Origin of the sequence: Pseudescherichia sp. AS216, assembly GCF_037152055.1 — a bacterium.
In the GTDB taxonomy this organism is placed as follows: Bacteria; Pseudomonadota; Gammaproteobacteria; order Enterobacterales; family Enterobacteriaceae; genus Pseudescherichia.
Map to the genome: position 1 here is coordinate 1 of NZ_JBBCMV010000008.1, position 25,204 is coordinate 25,204.

Genomic DNA, 25,204 nt, shown 5'->3' on the forward strand with positions numbered 1-25,204 from the left:
TAAGAATCCATGTCTTCGAGTGCCCACACAGATTGTCTGATAAATTGTTAAAGAGCAGTGCAACGCGGCTTTCGCTCACCGTTGCGAGGTCCCGTATAATACGTTTTCCTCATTCAAAGTCAAGCGTTTATTTTTCGCTTTTCTCTGTCAGAACTTCCGGAGAAGTCCCGCTGACCCGGCGGCCTGTATGCCGTTGTTCCGTGTCAGTGGAGGCGCATTATAGGGAGTTATTCCGGGCTGACAAGAGCTAATTTCAAAAAATCTTTCAAGCGTCTCTTTTTTGTGCAAACCCGCTATCTGTTGCGAGTTTTTCAAGCGATTTGAAGCCGTATCGCTGCAAAACGGGCAGTAATTGTACAGTCTCCGGCGTTACGTCCATGCAGTATGCGATGTTTTCATCAGAGGATTTAGCATCGGGTGCATCATGCTCAAGCAGCCATGCGGTTCTACGCGCAATCGCCGCGCCGGAATCCACCAGCCGCGTTCCTTCCGGGAGCACCTGCAGCAGCTCCTCCTGGAGAAGCGGGAAGTGGGTGCAGCCGAGGACAACGGTATCCGGCGGCTCCGGCATCCGTAACCACGGGCGAAGAATACGACGTAGCTTGTCGAGAGAGACCGGTTCGCCATGCAGCTTCGCTTCGGCTATCTCCACCAGCTCAGACGAGCCCAGCAGTTCAAAGTGACATTCATTAGCAAAGCGCTGAATAAGCTCGTGCGTATAAGGACGCTTTACCGTGCCGCGAGTTGCCAGCAGGCCAACGATGCGGTTGGCGGTTAGGCGTGCCGCAGGCTTAATAGCGGGCACAACGCCCACCACCGGGAAGCCGAACTTCTCGCGTAGCGCAGGAAGTGAGACGGTGCTGGCAGTATTACAGGCAATCACCGCCAGAGAGAGCGGATAACGGGCCTGAACGGCGGTGACAATCTCCACCACGCGCTCAACGATAAATGCTTCTGACTTCTCCCCGTACGGGAAGGCAACGTTATCAAACGTATAGATGTAATGGAGGTCCGGCAGGAGACGCCGGATCTCATCATAGACGGATAGCCCACCGACGCCAGAGTCAAACACCAGCACGGTGGGTCTTGGGTCAGAAGGTGTAGCTGCCAGAGACGTTGTATTCTCGTCCTGCAGTATGGTAGCCATAAACTGTCTCGTAATCTTTATCGAACAGGTTAGCTATTTTACCACGAACGGTGAATTGTGAGGTGATCGGATACGATACTGCTGCGTCCCATAAACTGACGCCGCCCATCTTGATCCGCTGATAGGTGGTGTAGTCCGTATCGTAGCGCGTGCCCAGGTAGTGATAGGTTACGCTCCAGTCCAGATCGTAGACCTGCCAGTCGAGCTGATACTTCACCTGCTGCTTCGCACGGCGTGCCAGCGGCTCGTCAGTCACCGCATTACGTGAATCGACGTAGTCGTAGCTCAGGCTGTGTCCCAGCGGGCCGGTATCGAAAGATGCCGTCGCTTCCACGCCTTTAATGCGCGCCTTGCCCACGTTGTAGTACTTCATCGCGCCATCGTCATAATCGATGAGGTTGTCTACGTCGTTACGGTAGCCGGAGACGCGCCAGTTCACGCCCGCCGTCAGGCCTTCAAAAGCGCCTTCCCACTGCTTGCTCTCTTCCGGGTTGAGATCGTCGTTGCCGTAGAAGCCATACAGCTGACCGAGGTTCGGTGCTTTATACGCAGTACCGTAGGAGGCAATAAAGCGATAGCCTTCGATAAACTCCCAGCCGGCGCTGCTCTGCCAGGTACCGTGACGACCAAACTGCGAGTTGTCATCGCTACGCACCGCGCCTTCCAAAGTGAAGTCACCCAGCTGCTGTAGCGCGGTCAGGTAGACGCCGGTGTTGCGCTGATCGTAACCGTCGGTAACGTAGTTGGTGCCCGGCTCGGTGCTCTGCTTCTGCCAGTCGAAGCCCGCCCCGACGTTGCCCTGCCCGACGTCAACGGTATTGGCCCACTGTACGTTGTACTGCTTGATCTCATCCAGCGTGGCGTTAGAGTCATAACGCCCCAGATGCGGATCGTAGTTAAAGTCTTTACTGTGACCATAGCTGGTCAGCAACTGAGAGCGGAAGATATCGCCGTTAAAGCGCAGACCCGCGTCCCAGGTCTGGCTGTAGAGCTGGCGCGTATCTACCAACACGTCCGGCGTGAAGCTGCTGTAGTAGCCTTCGTAGTCGGTACGGTTGTCATAGCCGTAGCCGCGCACAAAGCCGCTCCACTGTTCAGAGAAGCTATGCTCCAGCGCACCGTATAGCGTCTTGCTCATAAACCCGTCGCGGTCAGGCTGCGCCAGGCCACCGGTGTTCCCTTCAGCACCGATATCAAAGCCTTTGGTATAGGTGTAGTCGCCTGCCAGCGTCACACGGGTGCTGTCTCCCAGATCCTGCTGCGTGCTGGCTTCGTAGTTCTGATAGCCTTTCGAGCCGATGCCTGCCGACAGCGTCGTGCCGTTTTTCTCGCGCGTAGTGATAATATTCACCACCCCGCCGATAGCGTCGGAGCCGTACACTGCCGAACGCGGGCCACGAATGTATTCAATGCGCTGTACTAAGGCCAGCGGAAACTGGCTGAGATCGGACGAGCCGCTGACGCCGGCCTGGTTGAGGCGCACGCCGTCGACCAGGATCAGCACATGGCTGGAGTTAGTGCCGCGCACATAAAGAGAAGAGATCTGCCCCAGGCCGCCGTTCTGCGAGATATCTACGCCAGGTAGACGACGCATCACATCGGTTACGGAGGTTGACTGCCAGCGATCGATATCCTGGCGGGTGACAACGCTGACTGGTGCCAGCACCGTTTTTACCGGCTGCTGAAAACGGCTTGCGGTAACGACCAAGGTGTCTGGATTGCTGTCCTGCGCCCAGCCGGAAAATGCTGTGACGGAGAGCGCCGTCATCAGCGAAGCTTTTTTTATCATTGTAAAAGCATCCACAATATAAGAAGGATGCCGCAGGCCCATCAATAGCTCGCGATGATGAAAGCCAAATGCGACGTATACCGGCAGGTCTTCGGGCTTGGAGATTTTCCGGAGTGATGACTTCCCGCCTTGCGGCAGTGTCTGCTTTTGCTATCACTCCAACTCTCCTTACCGCTGCGCGTCAGCCCCAGATTTTCACTGGATTCCCTTTTAACTCACAGGACCGGAGCGTGGATGCTACCTGTAGGTACTTATAGATGTCCAGACTGCTAAGAGAAGAAAAGTAAAAACGCTGGGACTGGACAATACGCACGCAATCCCTACAATCCCCGCGTAATCTATTTTCACTCAGGACGCATCATGACCCCCGAACACCTCCCGATAGAACAGTACGACGCTCAGCTGGCCGAAAAAGTGGTCCGTCTGCAAAAGATGATGACGCCCTTTTCCGCGCCTGCGCCGGAGGTGTTTCGCTCTCCTGTAAGCCATTACCGGATGCGGGCCGAGTTTCGTATCTGGCACGACGGAGATGACCTGTACCACATCATCTTCGATCAGCAGACCAAAAGCCGGATCCGTGTAGATAGTTTCCCAGCCGCCAGCGCTCTGATCAACCAGTTAATGGCTGCAATAATGAACAGCGTGCGGGGTAATAATGTTCTGCGTTTCAAGCTGTTCCAGATCGACTACCTCAGCACCCTTAGCGGTCAGGCTATCGTGACCCTGCTGTACCATAAAAAGCTGGACGAAGCGTGGCATGCCGAGGCGCAGGCTCTGCGCGCTGCGCTGCGGGAGCAGGGACTGGACGTGCATATCATTGGTCGGGCGACCAAAACCAAGGTCATGCTGGATCGGGACTACGTTGACGAGCGTCTGCCGGTAGCGGGCCAGGAGATGATCTATCGTCAGGTAGAGAACAGCTTTACCCAGCCTAACGCGGCGATGAACATTCAGATGCTGGAGTGGGCGCTGAACGTGACCGCAGGGTCAACCGGCGACCTGCTGGAGCTGTACTGCGGTAACGGCAACTTCTCTCTGGCGCTGGCACGCAACTTCGAGCGCGTGCTGGCGACCGAAATCGCCAAACCGTCGGTGGCAGCGGCGCAGTACAACATCGCCGCTAACCAGATCGACAACGTGCAGATTATCCGCATGGCGGCAGAGGAGTTTACCCAGGCGATGAACGGGGTGCGTGAATTTAACCGCCTGCAGGGCGTCGATCTGAAGAGCTATTGCTGTGAAACGATTTTTGTCGATCCGCCGCGCAGCGGCCTGGATAGCGAAACAGAGAAGATGGTGCAGGCCTACCCACGTATTCTGTACATCTCCTGCAACCCGGAGACGCTGTGCCAGAATCTGGAAACCTTCAGCCAGACGCATCAGGTTGAACGCCTGGCGCTGTTTGATCAGTTCCCCTATACGCACCATATGGAGTGCGGGGTGCTGCTGACCAGAAAATAAACCTACTGCCTGCTGAAAACGCCGGATAGCGCTACGCTTATCCGGCCTACTTAATAACCCTGACGCTTCGTCTACTCTGTCAGCTCGTACTTGCGGTTACGCATGCGGTAGCCAATCCAGAATACCAGCACCACCGACAGCACCGCAGGGACAAAGTTAGAGCCAATGGCCGGATACTCGGCCCGCACCACCGCGCTGTAGAGCAGCACGCCTAAGATAAAGCAGGCGGCGGCCAGCGCCGGCAGCCCCAGCGGCATAGTGCGGTTTTGATAGCGTTGATGCAGGCAGTAGACAGCCAGCACCAGCGAGATAACCGGGAACAGCGAAAACGGCACAATCGAGCTAAAAATCGCCGTAAACGTGCCGTTAATCGATAAGCCAGCGATCAGCGCCAGCAGCAACGTACCTTTATCTTGACCTGACTGTTTCATTACTCGTCCTTCACTCTTCGGGTTGGTGCGACATTCTTTCCTGCTCACGGCGATACCAGTAGTAAGCGCCTTTCGAAATCATCCTCAGTTGCAGTACCAGGCGCTCTTCCAGCTGCCTGCGCTGCTCCGGACCGACGTCCAGCGCTTCTGCGCCGGCGCTAAATACAATGGTGACCATCGCTTCGGCCTGTGCCTCGGTGAATGACCGCGGCATATGGCTTTCGAGTTCAAGATAGTCGGCAAGTTCCGCGATGAAGTGCTGGATCTCGCGGGCGACGGCAGCACGAAAAGCGCTGGAGGTACCTGAACGTTCGCGCAGCAGCAGGCGAAACGCGTTGGGGTTATTGCCGATAAACTCCATAAAGGTAGAGACGGAGGTGCGGATCACGCTCCCGCCTTTGGCAATGCGCTGGCGCGCCTGGCGCATCAGCTGGCGCAGCATCAGGCCGCTCTCGTCGACCATGGTCAGGCCGAGCTCATCGACATCGCGGAAGTGGCGATAGAATGACGTGGGGGCAATGCCCGCCTCACGCGCCACTTCGCGCAGGCTCAGGCTGGCAAAACTACGCTCAGCGCTTAGCTGACTAAATGCCGCTTCCACCAGCGAACGCCGGGTTCGTTCTTTTTGTTGCGCTCTAACGCCCATCACGATGTCTGAATCCTTCCAAAGGCCTGCTGGCACTATACCAGAGATAAGCTAATCGGTTTGCCTGGCTTTGTGAATGATTGTTTACATACTGTTGCACCTTTAATGATGTTAATGCGCGCGCCAGCAGAATTAAAAAATAGCACGGCAAAAAAACAGCGCGATAATTGGGTTATCACCCTAACGATGTTAGTATTATGTTGTTTTTATGTATAAGAACAGGTAAGCCCTACCATGCCACACACTTACGATTACGATGCAATAGTGATAGGTTCCGGTCCCGGTGGCGAAGGTGCTGCCATGGGGCTGGTGAAACAAGGTGCCAGGATCGCCGTCCTTGAGCGATACCATAACGTGGGCGGTGGATGCACCCACTGGGGCACCATCCCCTCGAAGGCGCTTCGCCACGCGGTCAGCCGGATTATCGAATTTAATCAAAACCCTCTGTACAGCGATCACTCCCGCCTTCTGCGCTCCTCTTTTGCCGACATCCTTAACCACGCCGACAGCGTTATCAATCAGCAGACGCGCATGCGTCAGGGGTTTTACGAGCGTAACCGCTGTGAAATTCTGCAGGGCGATGCCCACTTTGTTGATGCGCATACCCTGGCGCTGGAGTGCCATGACGGTACGGTAGAGACGCTGACGGCAGAGAAGTTTGTCATTGCCTGCGGCTCCCGCCCCTACCATCCGGCAGACGTCGACTTTTCCCATCCTCGCGTTTATGACAGCGACTCGATCCTAAGCATGCAGCATGAGCCACGCCATGTGATCATCTACGGTGCAGGGGTGATCGGCTGTGAATACGCGTCGATCTTCCGGGGAATGGATGTCAAAGTCGATCTGATCAACACCCGCGATCGTCTGCTGGCGTTCCTCGATCAGGAGATGTCGGACTCGCTCTCTTACCACTTCTGGAACAACGGCGTCGTGATCCGCCACAACGAAGAGTACGAGCAGATTGAGGGTACGGACGACGGGGTGATTATGCACCTGAAGTCAGGCAAAAAGCTTAAGGCCGACTGCCTGCTCTACGCCAACGGACGCACCGGTAATACCGATAGCCTGCAGCTGGCCAACGTTGGCCTGGACGCTGACGGCCGGGGACTGCTCAAGGTTAACAGCATGTACCAGACCGCGCAGCCGCATATCTACGCCGTGGGTGACGTTATCGGCTACCCAAGCCTGGCCTCTGCCGCCTACGATCAGGGGCGCATTGCTGCTCAGGCGATGGTCAAAGGCGAAGCGACGGCGCATCTGGTGGAAGATATTCCCACCGGGATCTACACCATTCCGGAGATCAGCTCGGTCGGTAAAACAGAGCAGCAGCTCACCGCCATGAAGGTGCCCTATGAGGTGGGTCGGGCGCAGTTTAAGCACCTGGCGCGGGCGCAGATTGTGGGGATGAGCGTCGGGACGCTGAAGATCCTGTTCCACCGCGAGACAAAAGAGATTTTGGGGATCCACTGCTTTGGTGAGCGCGCGGCCGAAATTATTCATATCGGCCAGGCGATTATGGAGCAGAAAGGCGGCGGTAACACCATTGAGTACTTTGTTAACACCACCTTTAACTACCCAACCATGGCGGAAGCCTATCGGGTAGCCGCGTTAAATGGCTTAAACCGCCTCTTTTAACGCTCTGTCGAAATGGCCATCCATTGTTGTACGGATGGCCTCAGCCAGCTGCTCATAGCGGCTGCGCAGCGGCGATCCCGGACGGTAAACCAGGCCAATGGTGCGCTTCGGCTCCGGCTTGATGCACGGCAGGTAAACCACCCCGTCGCGCTTGCGTTCAGGCGGCACGGCCAACGCTGGCAGGAGGGTAATCCCGCTGCCTGCAGCAACCATATTACGCAGCGTTTCAAGGCTGGTTGCGCGGAAGTGTGTATCTTCGTCCGCACCCGCCTCAAAGCAGAAGCCCATCGCCTGATCGCGCAGGCAGTGGCCATCTTCCAGCATCAGCAGCTTCTCACCAGCGAGGTCTGCCATCGGCACGCGGTCGCGGTTCGCCCACGGGTGATCCTCATAGATTGCCAGCATCATGGGCTCATCAAACAGCGGCACTTCAATAAAGGCTTCGCTCTCTTTCACCAGCGCCAGAATGGCACAGTCCAGCTTGCCGCTGTCCAACTGGGCCAGCAGCTGTTGCGTCTGCGCTTCGTGCAGATACATCTCCAGCTTAGGGAAAGTTTGGTGCAGCAGCGGAATAATCTGCGGCAGCAGGTAGGGTCCAACGGTCGGGATCAGGCCAATATGCAGCGGTCCAGACATGGCCTCCCCCTGCTGGCTTGCCATCTCCTTGAGCACCTTGACCTCACGCAATACGGTGCGCGCCTGATCTACCAGCAGCAGGCCAGCCTGGGTAAACAGCACTTTACGGCTGGTACGCTCCAGCAGCATCACGCCAAGCTCATCCTCCAGCTTGCGGATCTGCCCGCTGAGCGTGGGCTGGCTAACGTGGCAGGAGTCCGCCGCCCGGCGGAAATGACGGTGTTCGGCTAACGCTACCAGGTATTCAAGATCACGAATATTCATTATTCATCCTCCGACGCCACGATAGTTCATGGCGATAGATAGAATAGCAATCAATGATTATCCCTATCAAGCACTCTCTGACCCTGCATGCCATTTTTTGTACAAAAAAAAGCCGGGCACAGGCCCGGCGTCTCTTGCGATGGCGTGATTAAATCAGGCGAGCTTTAGCATCGTTGATGGCCTGCGCAACCTGCGTTGGCGATACCCCGCCCTTCGCCGCACGCTTATCCAGGCAGGATTGCAGAGAGAGGATTGGATAGACGTCGTCGCTAATCACGCTGCTGAATTTTTGCAGATCGGCGAGAGCCAGATCCTCCAGCGGTTTACCCTGGGCAATCGCTTCTACCACGGCTTCACCCACAATATGGTGCGCCTCACGGAACGGCACGCCCTTCGCGACCAGGTAGTCCGCCAGCTCGGTGGCGTTAGCGTAACCCTGCTGCGCCGCTTCCTGGCAGCGCGGACGTTTCACCTGAATGCCGTCCAGCACCAGCGCGGCCATGTGCAGGCAGTCCAGCCAGGTGTCCAGGGCATCAAACAGCCCCTCTTTGTCTTCCTGCATATCTTTGTTATAGGCCAGCGGCAGACCTTTCAGGGTCATCATCATGCCGGTCAGTGCCCCCTGCACGCGACCGCATTTGCCACGGATTAGCTCCAGCGCATCAGGGTTTTTCTTCTGCGGCATCAGCGAAGAGCCGGAGGTGACGCGGTCAGACAACTCAACGAAGCCTGCTTCACCGGTGTTAAAGAAGATCAGATCTTCGGCAAAGCGCGACAGGTGCACCATGCCGATAGAGGCGTTAGAGAGCAGCTCCAGCACGTGGTCGCGATCGGATACGGTATCGAGGCTGTTACGGGTCGCGCTGGCAAAGCCTAACCAGCCCGCCAGCTGCTCGCGGTCAATTTCATAGGCCGTTCCTGCCAGCGCCCCGCAGCCCAGCGGGCTAACGTCCAGACGCTTCAGCGCATCCTGCAGGCGGCTTTCGTCACGGGCCAGCATCTCAACGTAGGCCAGGCACCAGTGGGCAAAGGTCACCGGCTGCGCACGCTGCAGGTGGGTATACCCTGGCATCACTGCATCCTGGTTAGCCTGCGCGGTCTCAACCAGCGCGCCCTGCAGCTGACGGTTTGCCGCCAGCAGCTCGGCCACGGTCTCTTTACACCACAGCTTCAGATCGGTTGCCACCTGGTCGTTACGGCTCCGGCCGGTGTGCAGTTTTTTACCCAGCGGGCCAACCTTGTCGATCAGCTTGCCTTCCACCCAGCTATGGATGTCTTCGGCATCGCTCTCGAGGATCTGCTCCGGGTTAAGACGCACCTCTTCCAGCAGGTTGTTCAGCGCCGCTTCTAGCTGCACTTGCTCATCGGCGGTCAGTACGCCCACCGTCACCAGCGCTTTGGACCAGGCCACAGAGCCGACGATATCCTGTTCGGCCAGGCGGTAGTCGAAGCGCAAAGAGTCGTTGAACTGTTTGAACCGTTGATCCGCTGCCTGTGTAAAACGCCCACCCCAAAGTGCCATAACATGCTTCCTTAATATCTTTGAATTTCATTGCCCGGTGGCGCTGCGCTTACCGGGCCTACAAAACAATAAATCGATTATGCCAAAATGCGCGTGCCAATCGGCGTGCCGTTGAACAGTGCCGGAAGCTGCTCCGCGTGACGCCAGGAGGCGATATCCACCGGGCGGCCCAGCGTGCGGGCGGCATCCAGCGCGGCGTTGACCTTGACGATCATGCCGTCGGTAATAATGCCCTGATCGATCAGCTGCTCGGCTTTTGCCGCCGTCATCTCGGCGATGCGCTGGCCCTTACCGTCCAGAATGCCGCTCACGTCGGAGAGCAGGATCAGATCCGCACCGAGCGTTGCCGCCAGCGCCGTCGCTGCCTGGTCGGCGTTGACGTTCATCAGCAGACCTTCGTCGGTCACGCCGATGGAGCTGATAACCGGCAGGAAACCACCCGCCAGCAGGGAGTTAATGAGCACCGGCGAACCCGGCTGCACCTGGCCCACGTGGCCCAGATCGTCATCAAGCTGGGTCACTTTGACGCTATCACCGTCGCCGAGGAACAGACCCACCGAGGCAATCTTATGCTTCTTCGCCCAGGCCAGCAGGGTTTTGTTGGCGGTGCCCGCCAGCGCGCCGGTAATAATGTCGATCTGGTCGGCAGGCGTGACGCGCAGGCCGTTTTTCTTGGTCACCGGCAGGTTAAGCTGCTTCATCAGCTCATCCACCACGCAGCCGCCGCCGTGAACGATCACCAGCGGACGCTGATGCGCCTCACGATAGTTAACCAGGGCGGTAAACAGACGCGCCAGCGCCTCTTCGCTATCCAGCAGTACACCACCGAGTTTGATAATTAATGGATTCATCATCACACCTTAAATAAGAGACTGCGTTTCAGGGTAGCCGAAACGAATATTTGCACACTGCATTGCCTGGGCGGCAGCGCCTTTGAGTAAGTTATCTTCTGCGGCGACGATAATCAGGTGCTCATCCTGCACGGCAAAACCGATATCACAGAACGGCAGACCCACCACGTTTTTCAGCGCTGGTACACCTTTATCGTAGAGGCGCACCAGCGGCTTATCGGCGTACGCCTGCAGGAACGTGACCCCAACCTGCTCTTTGGTCACGCCCGGCTTCAGGCGACAGGTAATGGTTTCGAGGATCCCACGCGGAAAGCTACCCAGATGTGGGGTAAAAATCACATCCGTGCCGAGGTGAGTGGTGATCTCTGGATGATGGCGATGGTTAAAGATGCCGTACGGCTGCAGGCTTACTTCACAGAAGCTGTTTGAGATGGCCGCCTTGCGCCCGGCACCGCTGACGCCGCTGGTGGCGTTGATCACCGGCCACTGGTTGAGATCCAGCAGCCCGGCGTCGATCAGCGGCTTCAGCGACAGCTGCGCCGCCGTCGGGTAGCAGCCCGGCACCGCGACTAGCTTCGCCTCTTTCAGTCTGTCAGCGCTCCACTCCGCCAGGCCATATACCGCCTGCTCAAGCAGCTGCGGGTGCTGGTGGGTAAAGCCGTAGAATTTTTCATAGAAAGCGGCATCGTTTACGCGGAACGCGCCGGAGAGGTCGAACACGATGCAGCCCGCGGCTAAAAACTGCGGGGCGAGGTCATGGCTCACCTCATGGGCGGTGGCCAGGAACACTACGTCGACACCTGCAACAAACTCGCTGATATCGGACATTGGCTGCAGGGGCAGGTCGACAATGCCTTTCAGCTGCGGGTGCAGATCGGAGATTAATTTTCCTGCATCATTGCTTTGCGCTGACACGGTCAAAGCGGTTATGGTCATATGAGGATGGCGATTCACGTAGCTTACAAGCTCTGCGCCCGCATAACCGCTAGCGCCTACAATCAGCGTATTCAACATCGGGTTCCTTTATGCTCTACGTTAATGTATTTTTATTCACATTTACTGCATGAATATTGATACTATCACGACCTAAGGTGTGTCAACAATGAAAATGAATTTACCGCCATTTATCGAGATCTACCGCGCCCTGATAGCCACACCGTCCATCAGCGCAACGGAAGAAGCGCTGGATCAGAGCAATGCGTCTTTAATCAATCTGCTTGGCGGATGGTTTGGTGACCTCGGGTTTAACGTAGAGATCCAGCCGGTACCCGACACGCGCAACAAATTTAACATGCTGGCCAGCATTGGCGAGGGCGCAGGCGGCCTGCTGCTGGCCGGACATACTGATACGGTGCCCTTCGATGATGGTCGTTGGACCCGCGATCCCTTTACCCTGACCGAGCATGACAACAAGCTCTACGGCCTCGGCACAGCGGACATGAAAGGCTTTTTCGCCTTTATTCTTGATGCGCTGCGTGACGTGGACGTGACCAGGCTGAAAAAGCCGCTCTATATTCTGGCAACCGCCGATGAAGAGACCAGCATGGCGGGGGCGCGCTACTTCTCTGAGAATGCTGCCATTCGTCCGGACTGCGCGATCATTGGCGAACCGACCTCGCTGCAACCGATCCGCGCCCATAAAGGCCATATCTCTACGGCGGTACGGGTGCTGGGCCAGTCAGGCCACTCCAGCGATCCGGCGCGCGGCGTCAACGCCATTGAACTGATGCATGACGCCATTGGTCGCCTGATGCAGCTGCGCGACGCGCTGAAAGAGCGCTATCACTTTGAGGCCTTTACCGTACCTTATCCGACGCTGAACCTCGGTAGCCTGCACGGCGGCGATGCCTCAAATCGCATCTGCGCCTGCTGCGAGCTGCACATGGATATTCGCCCTCTGCCGGGCATGACGCTGAACGATCTCAACGGTCTGGTGAACGACGCGCTGGCCCCGGTGAGCGAACGTTGGCCGGGACGTCTGAACGTTGCCGAGCTGCATCCGCCGATCCCAGGCTACGAATGCCCGCCGGATCACCAGTTGGTTCAGGTCGTGGAAAAGCTGCTCGGCACCAGGACCGACGTGGTGAACTACTGCACCGAAGCGCCGTTTATTCAGACGCTCTGTCCAACTCTGGTATTAGGTCCAGGGTCGATCAACCAGGCCCACCAGCCGGATGAGTACCTGGAGACACGCTTTATCAAGCCCACCCGGGAGCTGATTACCCAGGTCGTGCACCACTTTTGCTGGCACTAAACACGCTACCCTCTCCTGCGGGAGAGGGTAAAACGCCGCCGTTAACATAAGTTCTACTTATCTGCTTTAAAGCGAATTAAATTTCGTAAATTACGCACGTTTATTCGTTTGCTGAACCGATTTCGCCGCAATTGACGCCCGGGGTTTTACGTGGCTTTATAAAGAACAACTGAGAAAAATGTCCGGCAGGTTTCAGATACAGGACATTTATAATTGAGATGGGGTGTCTGGGTTAACATGAACGAACAATATTCCGCTTTGCGTAGTAATGTCAGTATGCTCGGCAAGCTGCTGGGAGAGACCATCAAAGAGGCGCTGGGCGAGAACATTCTCGACCGCGTCGAAACGATCCGTAAGCTCTCTAAATCCTCACGCGCGGGCAACGAAGCCAACCGCCAGGAGCTGCTTACCACGCTGCAAAATCTGTCAAATGACGAACTGCTGCCGGTCGCCCGCGCCTTTAGCCAGTTTCTGAATCTGGCGAATACCGCCGAGCAGTACCACAGCATTTCGCCGCAGGGCGAAGCGGCCAGCAACCCGGAAGTGATTGCCCGCACCCTCAGAAAGCTGAAAGATCAGCCCGATCTCAATGAAGGCATCATTAAAAAAGCGGTGGAGTCGCTGTCGCTGGAGCTGGTGCTGACCGCGCATCCGACAGAGATCACCCGCCGGACCCTGATCCACAAGATGGTAGAGGTCAACAACTGCCTCAAGCAGCTGGATAATAAAGAGATTGCCGATTACGAACGCCATCAGCTGATGCGCCGTCTGCGCCAGCTGATTGCCCAGTCCTGGCATACCGATGAGATCCGCAAGCACCGTCCCAGCCCGGTTGACGAGGCCAAGTGGGGCTTTGCGGTGGTGGAAAACAGCCTGTGGGAAGGGGTGCCGAACTACCTGCGCGAGCTGAACGAGCAGCTCGACGAAAACCTCGGCTATAAGCTGCCGGTGGATTTTGTCCCGGTGCGTTTCACCTCCTGGATGGGCGGCGACCGCGACGGCAACCCGAACGTCACCGCAGAGATCACCCGCCACGTGCTGCTGCTGAGCCGCTGGAAAGCCACCGATCTGTTCCTGAAAGATATTCAGGTGCTCATCTCCGAGCTGTCGATGGTGGAGTGTACCGATGAGCTGAGCGAGCTGGTTGGCGAAGCCGGCGCAAGCGAGCCGTACCGCTACCTGTTGAAAGGCCTGCGTGGCCAGCTGATGGCGACCCAGGTCTGGCTGGAAGCGCGCCTGAAGGGCCAACGCCTGCCGAAGCCGGCTGGCCTGATCAGCCAGAACGAGCAGCTGTGGGAGCCGCTCTACGCCTGCTATAAATCCCTCCAGGCCTGCGGCATGGGTATTATCGCCAACGGCGAGCTGCTGGACACCCTGCGTCGCGTGAAGTGCTTTGGCGTGCCGCTGGTGCGTATCGACGTTCGCCAGGAGAGCACCCGCCATACCGAAGCGCTGGGCGAACTGACCCGTTATCTCGGCATTGGCGACTACGAAAGCTGGTCCGAAGCCGACAAGCAAGCGTTCCTGATCCGCGAGCTGAACTCGAAGCGTCCCCTGCTGCCGCGCAGCTGGGAGCCAAGTAACGAAACCCGTGAAGTGCTCAACACCTGTAAAGCGATTGTTGATGCACCGCAGGGCTCCGTTGCCGCCTACGTCATCTCCATGGCGAAAACCCCATCCGACGTGCTGGCCGTGCACCTGCTGCTGAAAGAAGCGGGGATCACCTTTGCCCTGCCGGTTGCGCCGCTGTTTGAAACCCTCGACGACCTGAACAACGCCAACGACGTGATGACCCAGCTGCTGAATATCGACTGGTATCGCGGCTTTATTCAGGGCAAGCAGATGGTCATGATCGGCTATTCCGACTCCGCGAAAGACGCGGGCGTGATGGCTGCCTCCTGGGCGCAGTACCAGGCGCAGGATGCGCTGATCAAGACCTGTGAAAAAGCGGGCATTGAGCTGACGCTGTTCCACGGTCGCGGCGGCTCCATTGGCCGCGGCGGTGCCCCGGCCCATGCGGCGCTGCTCTCCCAGCCGCCGGGTAGCCTGAAAGGTGGCCTGCGCGTGACCGAGCAGGGCGAGATGATCCGCTTCAAGTACGGCCTGCCGGAAATCACCGTCAGCAGTCTGTCGCTTTACACCAGCGCCATTCTGGAAGCCAACCTGCTGCCGCCGCCGGAGCCGAAAGAGGAGTGGCGTCACATCATGGACGAGCTGTCGGATATCTCCTGTGAGATGTATCGCGGCTACGTACGTGAAAATGAAGATTTTGTCCCCTACTTCCGTTCCGCCACGCCGGAGCAGGAGCTGGGCAAACTGCCGCTCGGCTCGCGTCCGGCAAAACGTCGCCCTACCGGCGGCGTGGAGTCCCTGCGCGCTATTCCATGGATCTTTGCCTGGACGCAGAACCGCCTGATGCTGCCTGCCTGGTTAGGCGCGGGCGCAGCCCTGCAAAAGGTGATGCAGGAGGGTAAACAGAGCGATCTGGAAACGATGTGCCGCGACTGGCCGTTCTTCTCCACCCGTCTGGGGATGCTGGAGATGGTCTTCGCTAAGGCCGACCTCTGGCTGGCGGACTACTACGACCGCCGTCTGGTTAAACAGGCGCTGTGGCCGCTGGGCAGCGAGCTACGTCAGCTGCTGGAAGATGACATCAAGGTGGTACTGGCCATCGCCAACGACTCGCATCTGATGGCCGATCTGCCGTGGATCGCCGAGTCTATCCAGCTGCGTAACATCTACACCGATCCGCTCAACGTGCTGCAGGCCGAGCTGCTGCACCGCTCGCGTCAGGCGGAAGAGCAAGGTCAGGAGCCCGATCCGCGCGTTGAGCAGGCGCTGATGGTCACCATCGCTGGCGTGGCAGCTGGCATGCGTAACACCGGTTAATCCTGCTCCTCTCCGCTTCCTCCGCAATCGGGCGGGGGAAGCGCTATTTACATTACCCTCGCCTCGTTAAGGTTAACTTAAGCAACCCTGCTTAATCTTTGCGCGCTACTCCAGCGACTTTGATAAGGCACGTTTTTGTTATGCTCTCTACATCTTCTCCGGCGAAGGCCGCTTTTAGCTGGAAGGCCTTATTGTGGGCCTTGCTCTTTGTCTGTTACTTCTCTTCCGTCCTGCAGGTCGCCATTATTGTCACCGGCTACAGCGGCTCCGTGGGCCTGCGCGACTCCTTGCTGTTCAGTTCCCTGTGGCTGATTCCGCTGCTGCTCTTTCCGCAACGTATACGTACAACGGCGGCGATTATCGGCGTTATTCTGTGGCTCCCCTCGCTCGCCGCGCTGGGCTACTACGTTATTTACGGGCAGGAGTTCTCTCAGAGCGTTCTGTACGTCATGTTTGAGTCCAACACCAGCGAGGCCAGTGAATTTCTGAGCCAGTACTTCAGCCTGAAGCTGGTGCTGGTGGCGCTGGGCTATACGGCAGTGGCCATCTTCCTGTGGACGCGCCTGCGTCCGGTCACGGTTCCGAAGCCATCGCGCTGGCTGGTTTGCGTTGCCATCTTCTATGGGCTGATCGTTAACCCGATCGCGCATAAGGTGCTGTTCCAGAAGAAGAGCGTTAAGCGGGCGCTGATCAGTCTCTCAGGTCGCCTTGAGCCCGCCGCCCCGTGGCAGTTTGTCTCGGGCTATGTCGAATATCGCCATCAGCTGGCGAGCCTGACCAAACTGTTAGATAGCAACAGTGCCCTGCCGCCGCTGGCGAACCTGCAGGATAGCTCCGGCAGCGCACCGCGCACGCTGGTACTGGTCATTGGTGAGTCAACGCAGCGTAACCATATGAGCCTCTACGGCTACCCGCGTGAAACCACGCCGGAGCTGGATAAGATGCATAAAACCGACAAGAACCTGACGGTCTTCAACCACGTGGTGACGTCGCGCCCTTACACCATTGAGATTTTGCAGCAGGCGCTGACCTTTGCCGACGAGAAAAACCCGGATCTCTACCTGACCAAACCGTCGCTGATGAACCTGATGAAGCAGGCCGGGTATAAGACGTTCTGGATCACCAACCAGCAGACCATGACCGAACGCAACACCATGCTGACGGTGTTCTCACAGCAGACAGACAAGCAGTTTTATATGAACCAGCAGCGCACTCAGAGCGCTCGCGAGTACGACACCAACGTGCTGGATCCGTTTAAGAAGGTGCTGGCCGATCCCGCGCCGAAGAAGTTCATCATCGTGCATCTGCTGGGTACGCATATCAAATACGCATACCGCTACCCGGAACAGTGGAACACCTTTGATGGCAAAACCGAAGGTGCACCGGCAGGCCTAAGCCCGGATCAGCTGGCATCGTATAATGCCTATGATAACGCTAACCATTTCAATGACCATGTGCTGGCTAGCCTGATTAACGACTACAAAGCCACCGATCCCAACGGCTTCCTGCTCTACTTCTCGGATCATGGGGAAGAGGTCTACGATACACCGCCGCATAATATTCAAGGGCGTAATGAAGAGGCCCCGACGCGGCATATGTATACCATCCCGTTTATTCTGTGGACCTCACCGTCATGGCAGGAGACGCACCCGCGCGACCTGGCCGCCGACGTCGACCGCAAGTACAGCAGCTCACAGCTGATCCATACCTGGTCCGATTTGGCAGGGCTGCGCTACGATGGCTTTGACCCTACCCGGTCAATCACCAGCCCGCAGTTTGTGCAGGCCACGCGCTGGATTGGTAACCCGTACAAGAAAAACGCCCTGCATGACTTTGATGCACTGCCGTTGGACACCGTGCAATAACGTCTAAAAAAATCCCCGCACAAGCGGGGATTTTCATATTTAGCGTTTAGCGCAGATCGAAGCGGTCGAGGTTCATCACCTTCACCCAGGCGGCGACGAAGGCCTTCACAAACCTCTCGTGGCCGTCGTTGCTGGCGTAGACTTCCGCCAGCGCCCGCAGGATGGAGTTAGAGCCAAACACCAGGTCGGCACGGGTGGCGGTATATTTCACCTCGCCGCTCAGGCGATCCCGCCCTGCAAACAGCTCAGCGCTATCATCCGTTGCCTTCCATTCGGTGCGCATATCCAGCAGGTTAACAAAGAAGTCATTGCTGAGTACGCCCACGCGCTGGGTAAAGACGCCGTACTGACTGCCGTCGGCGTTCGCGCCCAGCACGCGCAGGCCACCTACCAGCGCCGTCATTTCCGGTGCGGTCAGCGTCAGCTGCTGCGCTTTATCGATTAGCAGCGACTCGGTGGTCGACGTATCAAGCGCCGTGCGGTAGTTACGGAAACCGTCGGCAATGGGGTTCATCAGCTCAAACATATCGACATCGGTCTGATCCTGACGAGCATCCACGCGACCCGGTGCGAACGGCACATCGATAGCCACGCCCGCCTCTTTCGCCGCCAGCTCAACGCCGACCACCCCAGCCAGAACGATAATGTCCGCCAGCGATGCCTTGTTTGCCGTGCGTTGAATGGCCTCCAGCACCGGCAGAGCGCGAACCGCCGTTGCGTTGACCTCCCAGTCACGTTGCGGAGCCAGCGCCAGCCGTGCCCCGTTCGCGCCGCCACGCTTATCGCCACCGCGGAAGGTAGAGGCAGAAGCCCAGGCAACCGACACCAGCTCGCTTACCGAGAGGCCAGAGGCGGCAATCTCAGCTTTCAGGCTGGCAATATCGTCCTGAGATGGATTAAAGATCGCCTGCGGCAGCGGGTCCTGCCAGATCAGATCCTCTTTTGGCACTTCCGGGCCGATGTAGCGCGCTTTTGGCCCCATATCACGGTGCGTCAGCTTGAACCAGGCCCGGGCAAAGGCTTCGTTGAAAGCCTGCGGATCGTTCAGGAAGCGACGGGAGATCTTCTCGAACTCGGGATCGAAACGCAGCGTCAGATCGGTCACCAGCATGGTGGGCTTACGCTTTTTCGCCGGATCGAAAGGATCGGGGATAATTTCCGGGGCATCAGCCGCTTCGAACTGGATCGCGCCCGCCGGGCTGCGGGTCTGCACCCACTCGTATTTGAACAGGTTCTCAAAGAAGTAGTTGCTCCACTGGGTTGGCGTCTGCGTCCAGACCACTTCCAGCCCGGAGGTGATGGCATCTGCGCCGCTGCCGCTGCCGTAGCTGCTGCTCCAGCCCAGGCCCTGCGCTTCAATAGGCGCGGCCTCAGGATCGACATCAACGTGCGTAGCTGCCGCCGCGCCGTGGGTTTTACCCAGCGTGTGGCCGCCTGCAATCAGCGCCACGGTCTCCTCGTCATTCATCCCCATGTTGCCGAAGGTGGCACGAATGGCGGCAGCGGCAGAGACAGGCTCCCCGCTATGGTCCGGGCCTTCCGGATTAACGTAGATCAGGCCCATCTCGGTTGCGCCCAGCGGCGCTTTTGCCAGCGCTTCAGGATGGCGATGCTTCAGCCAGGTTTTTTCGTCGCCCCAGTTAACGTCCAGATCCGGCTCCCAAACGTCTTCACGTCCGGCACCGAAACCAAAGGTGCGGAAACCAGAGTTCTCCAGCGCCACGTTACCGGCGAGGATAAAGAGATCGGCCCAGGAAATTTTCTGGCCATACTTCTGCTTAACCGGCCACAGTAAACGGCGCGCCTTGTCCAGGCTGACGTTATCGGGCCATGAATTAAGAGGGGCAAAACGCTGCTGACCGCGACCCGCGCCGCCGCGCCCGTCGACAGAGCGGTAGGTCCCTGCACTGTGCCATGCCATACGGATGAAAAGACCGACGTAGCTGCCCCAGTCCGCAGGCCACCAGGGCTGTGAATCGGTAAGCAGCGCTTTGAGATCGCCTTTCAGTGCAGCGTAGTCGAGTTTGCTGAATTCGTTACGGTAGTCAAAATCGTCGCCCAGCGGATTAGAGCGGTTTGAGTGCTGATTTAAGAGGTCAACGCGGAGCTGTTTCGGCCACCAGTCGCGGCTGGTTGTTCCCGCCCCGGCGCTGCGGTCGACGCTGCCCTGGTGAAACGGACATTTGCCTGTGGAAAGTGTGTTATGGATATCGTCTGATGCACTCATCTATCTGCTCCCAATATGGTGTTACCGCTACGATATACACCACTGTTAATGAGAGATAGTTGAATTCATCCACAGATTTGATAGTTAAATCCGTCTGTTTTTATTAGTAATTAAGTGGCAGATATGGGTTCTGACAATGGCATTCATCACCCGAATCAATTGGACAATAAAAAACCGCCGAAGCGGTTTTTACAGCGCTGGACGTACACCCAACGTGTGGCAAATAGCGTAGCTCATTTCAGCGCGGTTCAGAGTATAGAAGTGGAAATCTTTTACCCCTTCGCGGCTCAGGATCTTCACCATGTCCATGGCGATGCTTGCCCCTACCAGCTTACGGGTTTCGGCATCGTCATCGAGGCCGTTAAACATCTGCGACATCCAGGCTGGAATACGCACGTTGGTCATGTCGGCAAACTTTTTCGCCTGCTTGAAGTTAGAGACCGGCAGAATGCCTGGGATAATCTCAACGTCAATGCCGGTCGCCGCGCAGCGGTCGCGAAAACGCAGATAGCTCTCGACGTCAAAAAAGAACTGGGTGATGGCCCGACTCGCACCGGCGTCGACTTTACGCTTCAGGTTGAGCAGATCTGCCTGGGCGCTTTTGGCCTCGGGATGCACTTCAGGATAGGCGGCCACAGAGATATCAAAATCGGCAACATCTTTTAAAAGCGCAACCAGATCGGCAGCGTACATCTCTGGTTTGCCGCCGTTTGCCGGTAGATCGCCGCGCAGGGCTACAATATGGCGAATACCGTTATTCCAGTAATCCTGAGCAATCGCGCGCAGTTCGTTACGGGTCGCGTCGATACAGGTCAGATGCGGCACGGCCTCAAGGCCGGTACGATCTTTAATGCCCTTGATGATGCTGTGAGTGCGGTCGCGCTCGCCGGAGTTCGCCCCGTAGGTGACCGAGACAAACTTCGGCTTCAGGCTACTTAAGCGATCGATGGAGTGCCAGAGGGTTTGTTCCATTTCACTGGTGCGCGGCGGGAAAAATTCAAAGGATACGTTAATCTGCCCCTGCACTTCTGCCAGGCTCTGATTCAGGGCTTCCCGCTGGTTGGCGTGAAAAAAGCTCATACCTTACCTCATCAATCGCGTGTCTTGGTTGTTGTCGTGTGAACTTCTATACGTTTAGACGTCCAGATGCCAAAATGACGTAAAAGCGGGATAACGTCAACAGAAATATCGCGGTTATAGGTGAGGAGTATTCAGGGATGATGAAAAAAGCGCATGTCAGAGGCAGAAGGCCCCTCTCCTGGCAGAGAGGGGATAAATATTAACTACAGCAGCTGCGCCAGGCGGTTGATGTCCGACTGAATAGCGCCCGCGGTGACGTCACGCCCTGCGCCTGGGCCACGGATCACCAGCGGGTTATCGCGGTACCAGCGGCTCTCAATGGCGAAGACGTTATCGCACGGCAGCAGCGCCGCCAGCGGGTGCTCGGGACGCACCGCCTCTACGCCAACGCGCGCTTTGCCGTTGGCATCAAAGCGCGCCACGTAGCGCAGCACCAGCCCCATCTCACGCGCGGCTTCCAGACGCTGAACCATCTGCTCGTTCAGCACATCACCGTTTTCAAAGAAGTGATCCACCGAGCCCTCTTCACACCCGGCGGGTACCAGCGACTCAACGCGTACCTGATCCGGCTCGATGTTATACCCCGCCTCGCGGGCGAGGATCACCAGCTTGCGCATGACATCCTTACCGGCGAGATCCACGCGTGGATCCGGCTCGGTCAGCCCCTGCTGCCAGGCCTGATCGACCAGGTCAGTAAAGGGCACGGTGCCGTCAAACTGCAGGAACAGCCACGACAAGGTTCCAGAGAAGATGCCGCTGATAGAGAGAATTGAGTCACCGCTGTCGATGAGATCGCGTACGGTATGGTTCACCGGCAGGCCCGCGCCCACGGTGGCGTTGTAGAGCCAGCGACGGCCCGTTTTTTCGAAGGCGTCGTGGATCTGGCGATACTTGTCGCTGGTGCTCGCGCCGGCCAGCTTGTTGGCGCTGATAACGTGAAAACCGTGGCTGGCAAAGTCGAGGTACTGATCGGCTAGCTGCTCACTGGCGGTGACGTCGAGCACCACCAGATCGTCATAGGGGTGCGCCCGCATCCACAGGAACAGGGAGTCCTCTTCGTGCTCCACCGCTTCGTCATTAAAGAAGGCCAGCGCGCGGCTGGCGTCCAGCCCCTCGTAGCTCAGCAGGCTGCGACGGCTGTCTACCACCCCCGCCAGCACAAATTCAAAGCCGGTGCGGGCGGAAAGCGCGCTCTGCTCGCGGGCAAACAGCTCCAGCCAGCGCGAACCGATGTTGCCTTTGCCGAACAGCACCAGGCCAATGCGCTTCTCGGCGCGGAACAGCGACTGGTGCAGGCCCTGAATCAGGCTCTCCGTTGGGCCCACGCGCAGCACCGCCACCAGGCTGATGCTGTCGTCGGACTGCCAGATAAACTCTACCGGCTGACCCTTGAGCTGCTGCCAGAAGCGGTGGCTATGGAGTGGATTACGACACACGCCCGCGCCAACCAGCGCTACCAGCGCCAGCCCCTGGCGCAAACGCAGCTCGCCCGGCAGCCCGGCTTCGTCGAGCAGCTTTAGGGCGCTGTCGACAACCTCTGAGGTATAGCAGAGCTGAAGCAGGTTGCGATCGGTATGCACGCCTACCGCCAGGGGACGCAGCTGGGCGCGCTTCAGGATCAGGTCGATCTCTTTATGCGCTAGCTTGAAGTCCTGGCTCGGCGGAACCTGGAACTCAATCAGGCAGACGTCATCGTGGCTGGTGACGATGCGCGCGCCTGTCCCGGAAGCCAACACGCGCTCGATGCGCGTAGAGCCCTGTTCCGGGTTGTAGCTGCAGCGCAGCTGAAGATCGATATCGCTGCCGGAGACCGGCTGTAGCGTGCGGGCGTGCAGCACCGGCGCGGCCAGACGGGCCAGCTCGCTGGCTTCGTCGAGACGCAGCAGCGGCAGCAGGCAGGCATCTTTTACCTTACGCGGGTCGGCGCTGTAGACCCCGGCCACGTCGCTCCAGATGGTCACCCGAGAGACGCCGCCCAGGGCGCCAATCTGCGTTGCCGAGTAGTCAGAGCCGTTACGCCCCAGCAGTACGGTCTCTCCCGCATCGTTGCGGCAGATAAAACCGGTCACCACCAGCCGTTTACCAGGGTGCTGCACCATCAGCTGTTGCAGCAGCGGATAAGAAAGCCCTTCGTTAACCTGGGGTTGGGCAGAGCGCTCGGCGCGTAAAAATTCCCGCGCGTCCAGCCAGGCGGCGTTCAGCCCCTGCAGATTAAGTACGGCGGACATCAATCGCGCGGACCAGATCTCGCCGTGGCCTACCACCTCGGCATAGACCGCATCGGTAACGCCGCTGTCGAGCAGGCCGGCGAGACGCTCCAGATCGTGAATAAATTCGCTGATTAATCCATCGGCTGTCTCAGGGGGAAGTAATCCACTGATAAGCTCGGACTGGTAGCGGCGCAGCGCCTGTTGAACCTGATGCGCAGAGAGCCTGTCGGTCTGGCTGAGCTTCAGCCAGCTGATCAACTGGTTGGTGGTGCTGCCGGCGGCCGAGACCACCATCATATCGCCAGGCTGCGAATACTCCGCCATGATACCGGCGACACGCAGGTAACACTTCACATCCGCCAGACTACTCCCACCAAACTTATGCAGTTGACGACTCTTCGTCCCTGCCTGCGCAATCACACTCATGTTTACCCCTTCGCTGCGATCCGGAATGCATTTTCCAGATCGGCAATTAAATCTTCACCATCTTCAATACCGGTCGAGATGCGTAGCAGCGTCTCGGAGATGCCGGCGGCAGCGCGCGCTTCGGCGGCCATGCCCGCGTGCGTCATGGTGGCCGCATGGGAGATCAAACTTTCCACCCCGCCCAGCGACTCTGCCAGCGTAAACAGCGACAGGCCGCTTAAGAAACGACGCAGGGTCTGCTCATCACCGTCCAGCTCAAAGCTCAGCATCGCGCCGAAGCCTTTTTGCTGGCGGGCAGCAATCTCATGGCCCTGGTTTTCCGGCAGCGACGGGTGATAAAGCTTCTTCACCAGCGGCTGCGTCTTCAGAAACGCAACGATCGCCTGGGCATTACGCTGGGCCACTTCCATACGCGGCGACAGCGTACGCAGGCCGCGCAGCAGCAGGTAGCTATCAAACGCGCTGCCGGTTACACCAATATTATTCGCCCACCATGCCAGTTCGGTGACGGTCGCTTCCTCTTTGGCAATCACCACACCTGCAACCACGTCGGAGTGACCGTTGAGGTACTTGGTGCAGGAGTGCAGCACCAGATCCGCCCCCAGGGCCAGCGGGTTTTGCAGCGCCGGGCTGAGGAAGGTGTTATCCACCACGCTCACGGCACCGGCTTCGCGGGCCAGCTGACAGATTTTCGCAATATCCACGACGCGCAACAATGGATTACTTGGACTTTCGATCAGCACCAGCTTCGGTTGTTCAGCCAGCGCCGCCTTCAGAGCCTGCTCATCGTTTTGATCGACAAAGAGAACGCGATAGCAGCCGCGCTTCGCCAGGCTGTCAAACAGACGGTAGCTGCCGCCGTAGCAGTCGTGCGGGGCCACCAGCAGATCGCCAGGCTTCAGGTAAACCGTGGTCACCAGGTGGATAGCGGACATGCCGGTATTGGTCAGCACGGCCCCCGCCCCGCCTTCCAGCTCCGCCAGCGCACGCTGGACCACATCACGCGTCGGATTACCGCGGCGGGAGTAGTCATGCGCGCGCGGCTCGTTAAAATCGGTGAAGTTATAGGTGCTGGAGAGATGGATCGGCGGGACAACGCAGCCGTACTGCTCGTCATCATTCAATCCGCTACGCACTGCAATGGTGGCCTGTTTACGCGTCATGTGAAGGCTTCCTGGCTTAATGGATGAAAAATCAGGCCACAGAATAGCATTGTGACAATAGACGTCAATACATCTGGACATCTAAACTTCTTTGCGTATAGATTGAGCAAACCGCGAATAACCGTTAAAATTATCTGCATTAGCGCACATCCCCGGAGCCAATACTCCGTGTCACGGTGGCGTCTCTACGGTAAACTACGCGAGATTACGGCCCTGTCCCTGCGGTAAGTCGGGTTTTGGCCATTTATTAATGAGAAAGAGGATTAAGGTATCTCATGGCTGAATGGAGCGGCGAATATATCAGCCCCTACGCTGAGCACGGTAAGAAGAGTGAGCAAGTAAAAAAAATTACGGTTTCCATTCCTCTGAAGGTGTTAAAGATCCTCACCGATGAACGTACCCGTCGTCAGGTCAATAACCTGCGTCACGCCACAAACAGCGAGCTGCTGTGCGAAGCGTTCCTGCATGCGTTCACCGGCCAGCCTTTGCCGAACGATGAAGACCTGCGCAAAGAGCGCAGCGACGAAATCCCTGAAGAGGCGAAGATTATCATGCGCGAGCTGGGCATCGACCCGGACACATGGGAATACTAATGGAAAAGGGGCTGCGGCCCCTTTTTGCTGGACGTGATACGCCGGATGGCGGCTGTCGCCTTACCCGGCCTACCAAATCGCTCTATCCCGTAGGCCCGGCAAGTGGAACGCCGCC

The 25,204-nt window shown here is 57.8% G+C and carries 18 protein-coding genes and 1 riboswitch; of the genes, 6 read left to right on the top strand and 12 right to left on the bottom strand.

All coding sequences use genetic code 11. The annotated features are described in order from the left end of the window. Positions 1-265: 265 nt before the first annotated feature. Both murI and btuB read right to left on the bottom strand, forming a co-directional pair. Positions 266-1,147, bottom strand: coding sequence for a glutamate racemase (gene murI, locus WFN61_RS18865; RefSeq protein WP_257759155.1), 882 nt, complete (start codon positions 1,145-1,147; stop codon positions 266-268). Beyond that, positions 1,092-2,936, bottom strand: a complete 1,845-nt coding sequence (gene btuB, locus WFN61_RS18870) for a TonB-dependent vitamin B12 receptor BtuB (RefSeq protein WP_312273726.1) — start codon at positions 2,934-2,936, stop codon at positions 1,092-1,094. Before btuB ends, murI begins: the two co-directional genes overlap by 56 nt. 65 nt (positions 2,937-3,001) lie before the next feature. Beyond that, a riboswitch (cobalamin riboswitch) is annotated at positions 3,002-3,179 on the bottom strand. A 117-nt stretch (positions 3,180-3,296) separates the two neighbouring features. On the opposite strand from btuB, the gene trmA reads away from it, so the two are divergent. After that, complete coding sequence (gene trmA, locus WFN61_RS18875; RefSeq protein WP_337039091.1) at positions 3,297-4,397, top strand: tRNA (uridine(54)-C5)-methyltransferase TrmA; 1,101 nt, start codon at positions 3,297-3,299, stop codon at positions 4,395-4,397. Between the two features lie 71 nt (positions 4,398-4,468). Here trmA and WFN61_RS18880 read toward each other — a convergent pair whose 3' ends face one another. Next, positions 4,469-4,828 carry a YijD family membrane protein gene (locus WFN61_RS18880; protein WP_042394669.1) on the bottom strand — a complete coding sequence of 120 codons (360 nt, stop codon included), beginning with the start codon at positions 4,826-4,828 and terminating at the stop codon, positions 4,469-4,471. 10 nt (positions 4,829-4,838) lie between these two features. Next, positions 4,839-5,477: an HTH-type transcriptional repressor FabR gene (gene fabR, locus WFN61_RS18885; protein WP_144818783.1), complete on the bottom strand. Its 639-nt coding sequence runs from the start codon at positions 5,475-5,477 to the stop codon at positions 4,839-4,841. A gap of 231 nt (positions 5,478-5,708) precedes the next feature. On the opposite strand from fabR, the gene sthA reads away from it, so the two are divergent. Next, a complete protein-coding gene (sthA, locus tag WFN61_RS18890; RefSeq protein WP_144818785.1) occupies positions 5,709-7,109 on the top strand; it encodes a Si-specific NAD(P)(+) transhydrogenase in 1,401 nt (466 codons plus the stop codon). On the opposite strand, the gene oxyR is transcribed toward sthA, so the two are convergent. The 4 genes from oxyR to argC form a co-directional block, all read right to left on the bottom strand. Next, positions 7,092-8,009, bottom strand: coding sequence for a DNA-binding transcriptional regulator OxyR (gene oxyR, locus WFN61_RS18895; RefSeq protein ID WP_144818787.1), 918 nt, complete (start codon positions 8,007-8,009; stop codon positions 7,092-7,094). The two genes, sthA and oxyR, sit on opposite strands and share 18 nt — an antisense overlap. 148 nt (positions 8,010-8,157) lie before the next feature. Then, entirely contained in the window at positions 8,158-9,531 is a 1,374-nt protein-coding gene (argH, locus tag WFN61_RS18900) for an argininosuccinate lyase (protein WP_144818789.1), read from the bottom strand. Positions 9,532-9,608: 77 nt separating this feature from the next. Then, positions 9,609-10,385 carry an acetylglutamate kinase gene (gene argB / locus WFN61_RS18905; protein WP_257759152.1) on the bottom strand — a complete coding sequence of 259 codons (777 nt, stop codon included), beginning with the start codon at positions 10,383-10,385 and terminating at the stop codon, positions 9,609-9,611. A gap of 6 nt (positions 10,386-10,391) precedes the next feature. Further along, positions 10,392-11,396 carry an N-acetyl-gamma-glutamyl-phosphate reductase gene (gene argC, locus WFN61_RS18910; RefSeq protein ID WP_144818793.1) on the bottom strand — a complete coding sequence of 335 codons (1,005 nt, stop codon included), beginning with the start codon at positions 11,394-11,396 and terminating at the stop codon, positions 10,392-10,394. A gap of 88 nt (positions 11,397-11,484) precedes the next feature. Here argC and argE point away from each other — a divergent pair, with 88 nt between their 5' ends. The 3 genes from argE to WFN61_RS18925 all read left to right on the top strand — a co-directional run bounded on the left by argE (position 11,485) and on the right by WFN61_RS18925 (position 17,390). Continuing rightward, the gene (gene argE, locus WFN61_RS18915) at positions 11,485-12,636 is read left to right on the top strand and encodes an acetylornithine deacetylase (RefSeq protein ID WP_144818795.1); all 1,152 of its coding nucleotides are present in this window, start codon (positions 11,485-11,487) and stop codon (positions 12,634-12,636) included. 237 nt (positions 12,637-12,873) lie between these two features. After that, positions 12,874-15,525: a phosphoenolpyruvate carboxylase gene (ppc, locus tag WFN61_RS18920; protein ID WP_144818797.1), complete on the top strand. Its 2,652-nt coding sequence runs from the start codon at positions 12,874-12,876 to the stop codon at positions 15,523-15,525. A gap of 140 nt (positions 15,526-15,665) precedes the next feature. Beyond that, a complete protein-coding gene (locus tag WFN61_RS18925) occupies positions 15,666-17,390 on the top strand; it encodes a phosphoethanolamine transferase CptA (RefSeq protein WP_337039092.1) in 1,725 nt (574 codons plus the stop codon). Positions 17,391-17,436: 46 nt separating this feature from the next. Here WFN61_RS18925 and katG read toward each other — a convergent pair whose 3' ends face one another. From katG to metB, 4 genes are all read right to left on the bottom strand, one after another. Continuing rightward, positions 17,437-19,617: a catalase/peroxidase HPI gene (katG, locus tag WFN61_RS18930; RefSeq protein WP_312283135.1), complete on the bottom strand. Its 2,181-nt coding sequence runs from the start codon at positions 19,615-19,617 to the stop codon at positions 17,437-17,439. A 189-nt stretch (positions 19,618-19,806) separates the two neighbouring features. Continuing rightward, on the bottom strand, positions 19,807-20,697 hold the full coding sequence (metF, locus tag WFN61_RS18935; RefSeq protein WP_144818803.1) for a methylenetetrahydrofolate reductase: 891 nt from the start codon (positions 20,695-20,697) through the stop codon (positions 19,807-19,809). A gap of 203 nt (positions 20,698-20,900) precedes the next feature. Then, a complete protein-coding gene (locus WFN61_RS18940; protein ID WP_312273729.1) occupies positions 20,901-23,333 on the bottom strand; it encodes a bifunctional aspartate kinase/homoserine dehydrogenase II in 2,433 nt (810 codons plus the stop codon). A 2-nt stretch (positions 23,334-23,335) separates the two neighbouring features. Continuing rightward, positions 23,336-24,496 (bottom strand): cystathionine gamma-synthase, encoded by a 1,161-nt coding sequence (metB, locus tag WFN61_RS18945; RefSeq protein WP_103821662.1) that lies wholly within the window; start codon positions 24,494-24,496, stop codon positions 23,336-23,338. A 275-nt stretch (positions 24,497-24,771) separates the two neighbouring features. Here metB and metJ point away from each other — a divergent pair, with 275 nt between their 5' ends. Next, positions 24,772-25,089: a met regulon transcriptional regulator MetJ gene (gene metJ / locus WFN61_RS18950; protein WP_012133855.1), complete on the top strand. Its 318-nt coding sequence runs from the start codon at positions 24,772-24,774 to the stop codon at positions 25,087-25,089. Positions 25,090-25,204: the final 115 nt, after the last annotated feature.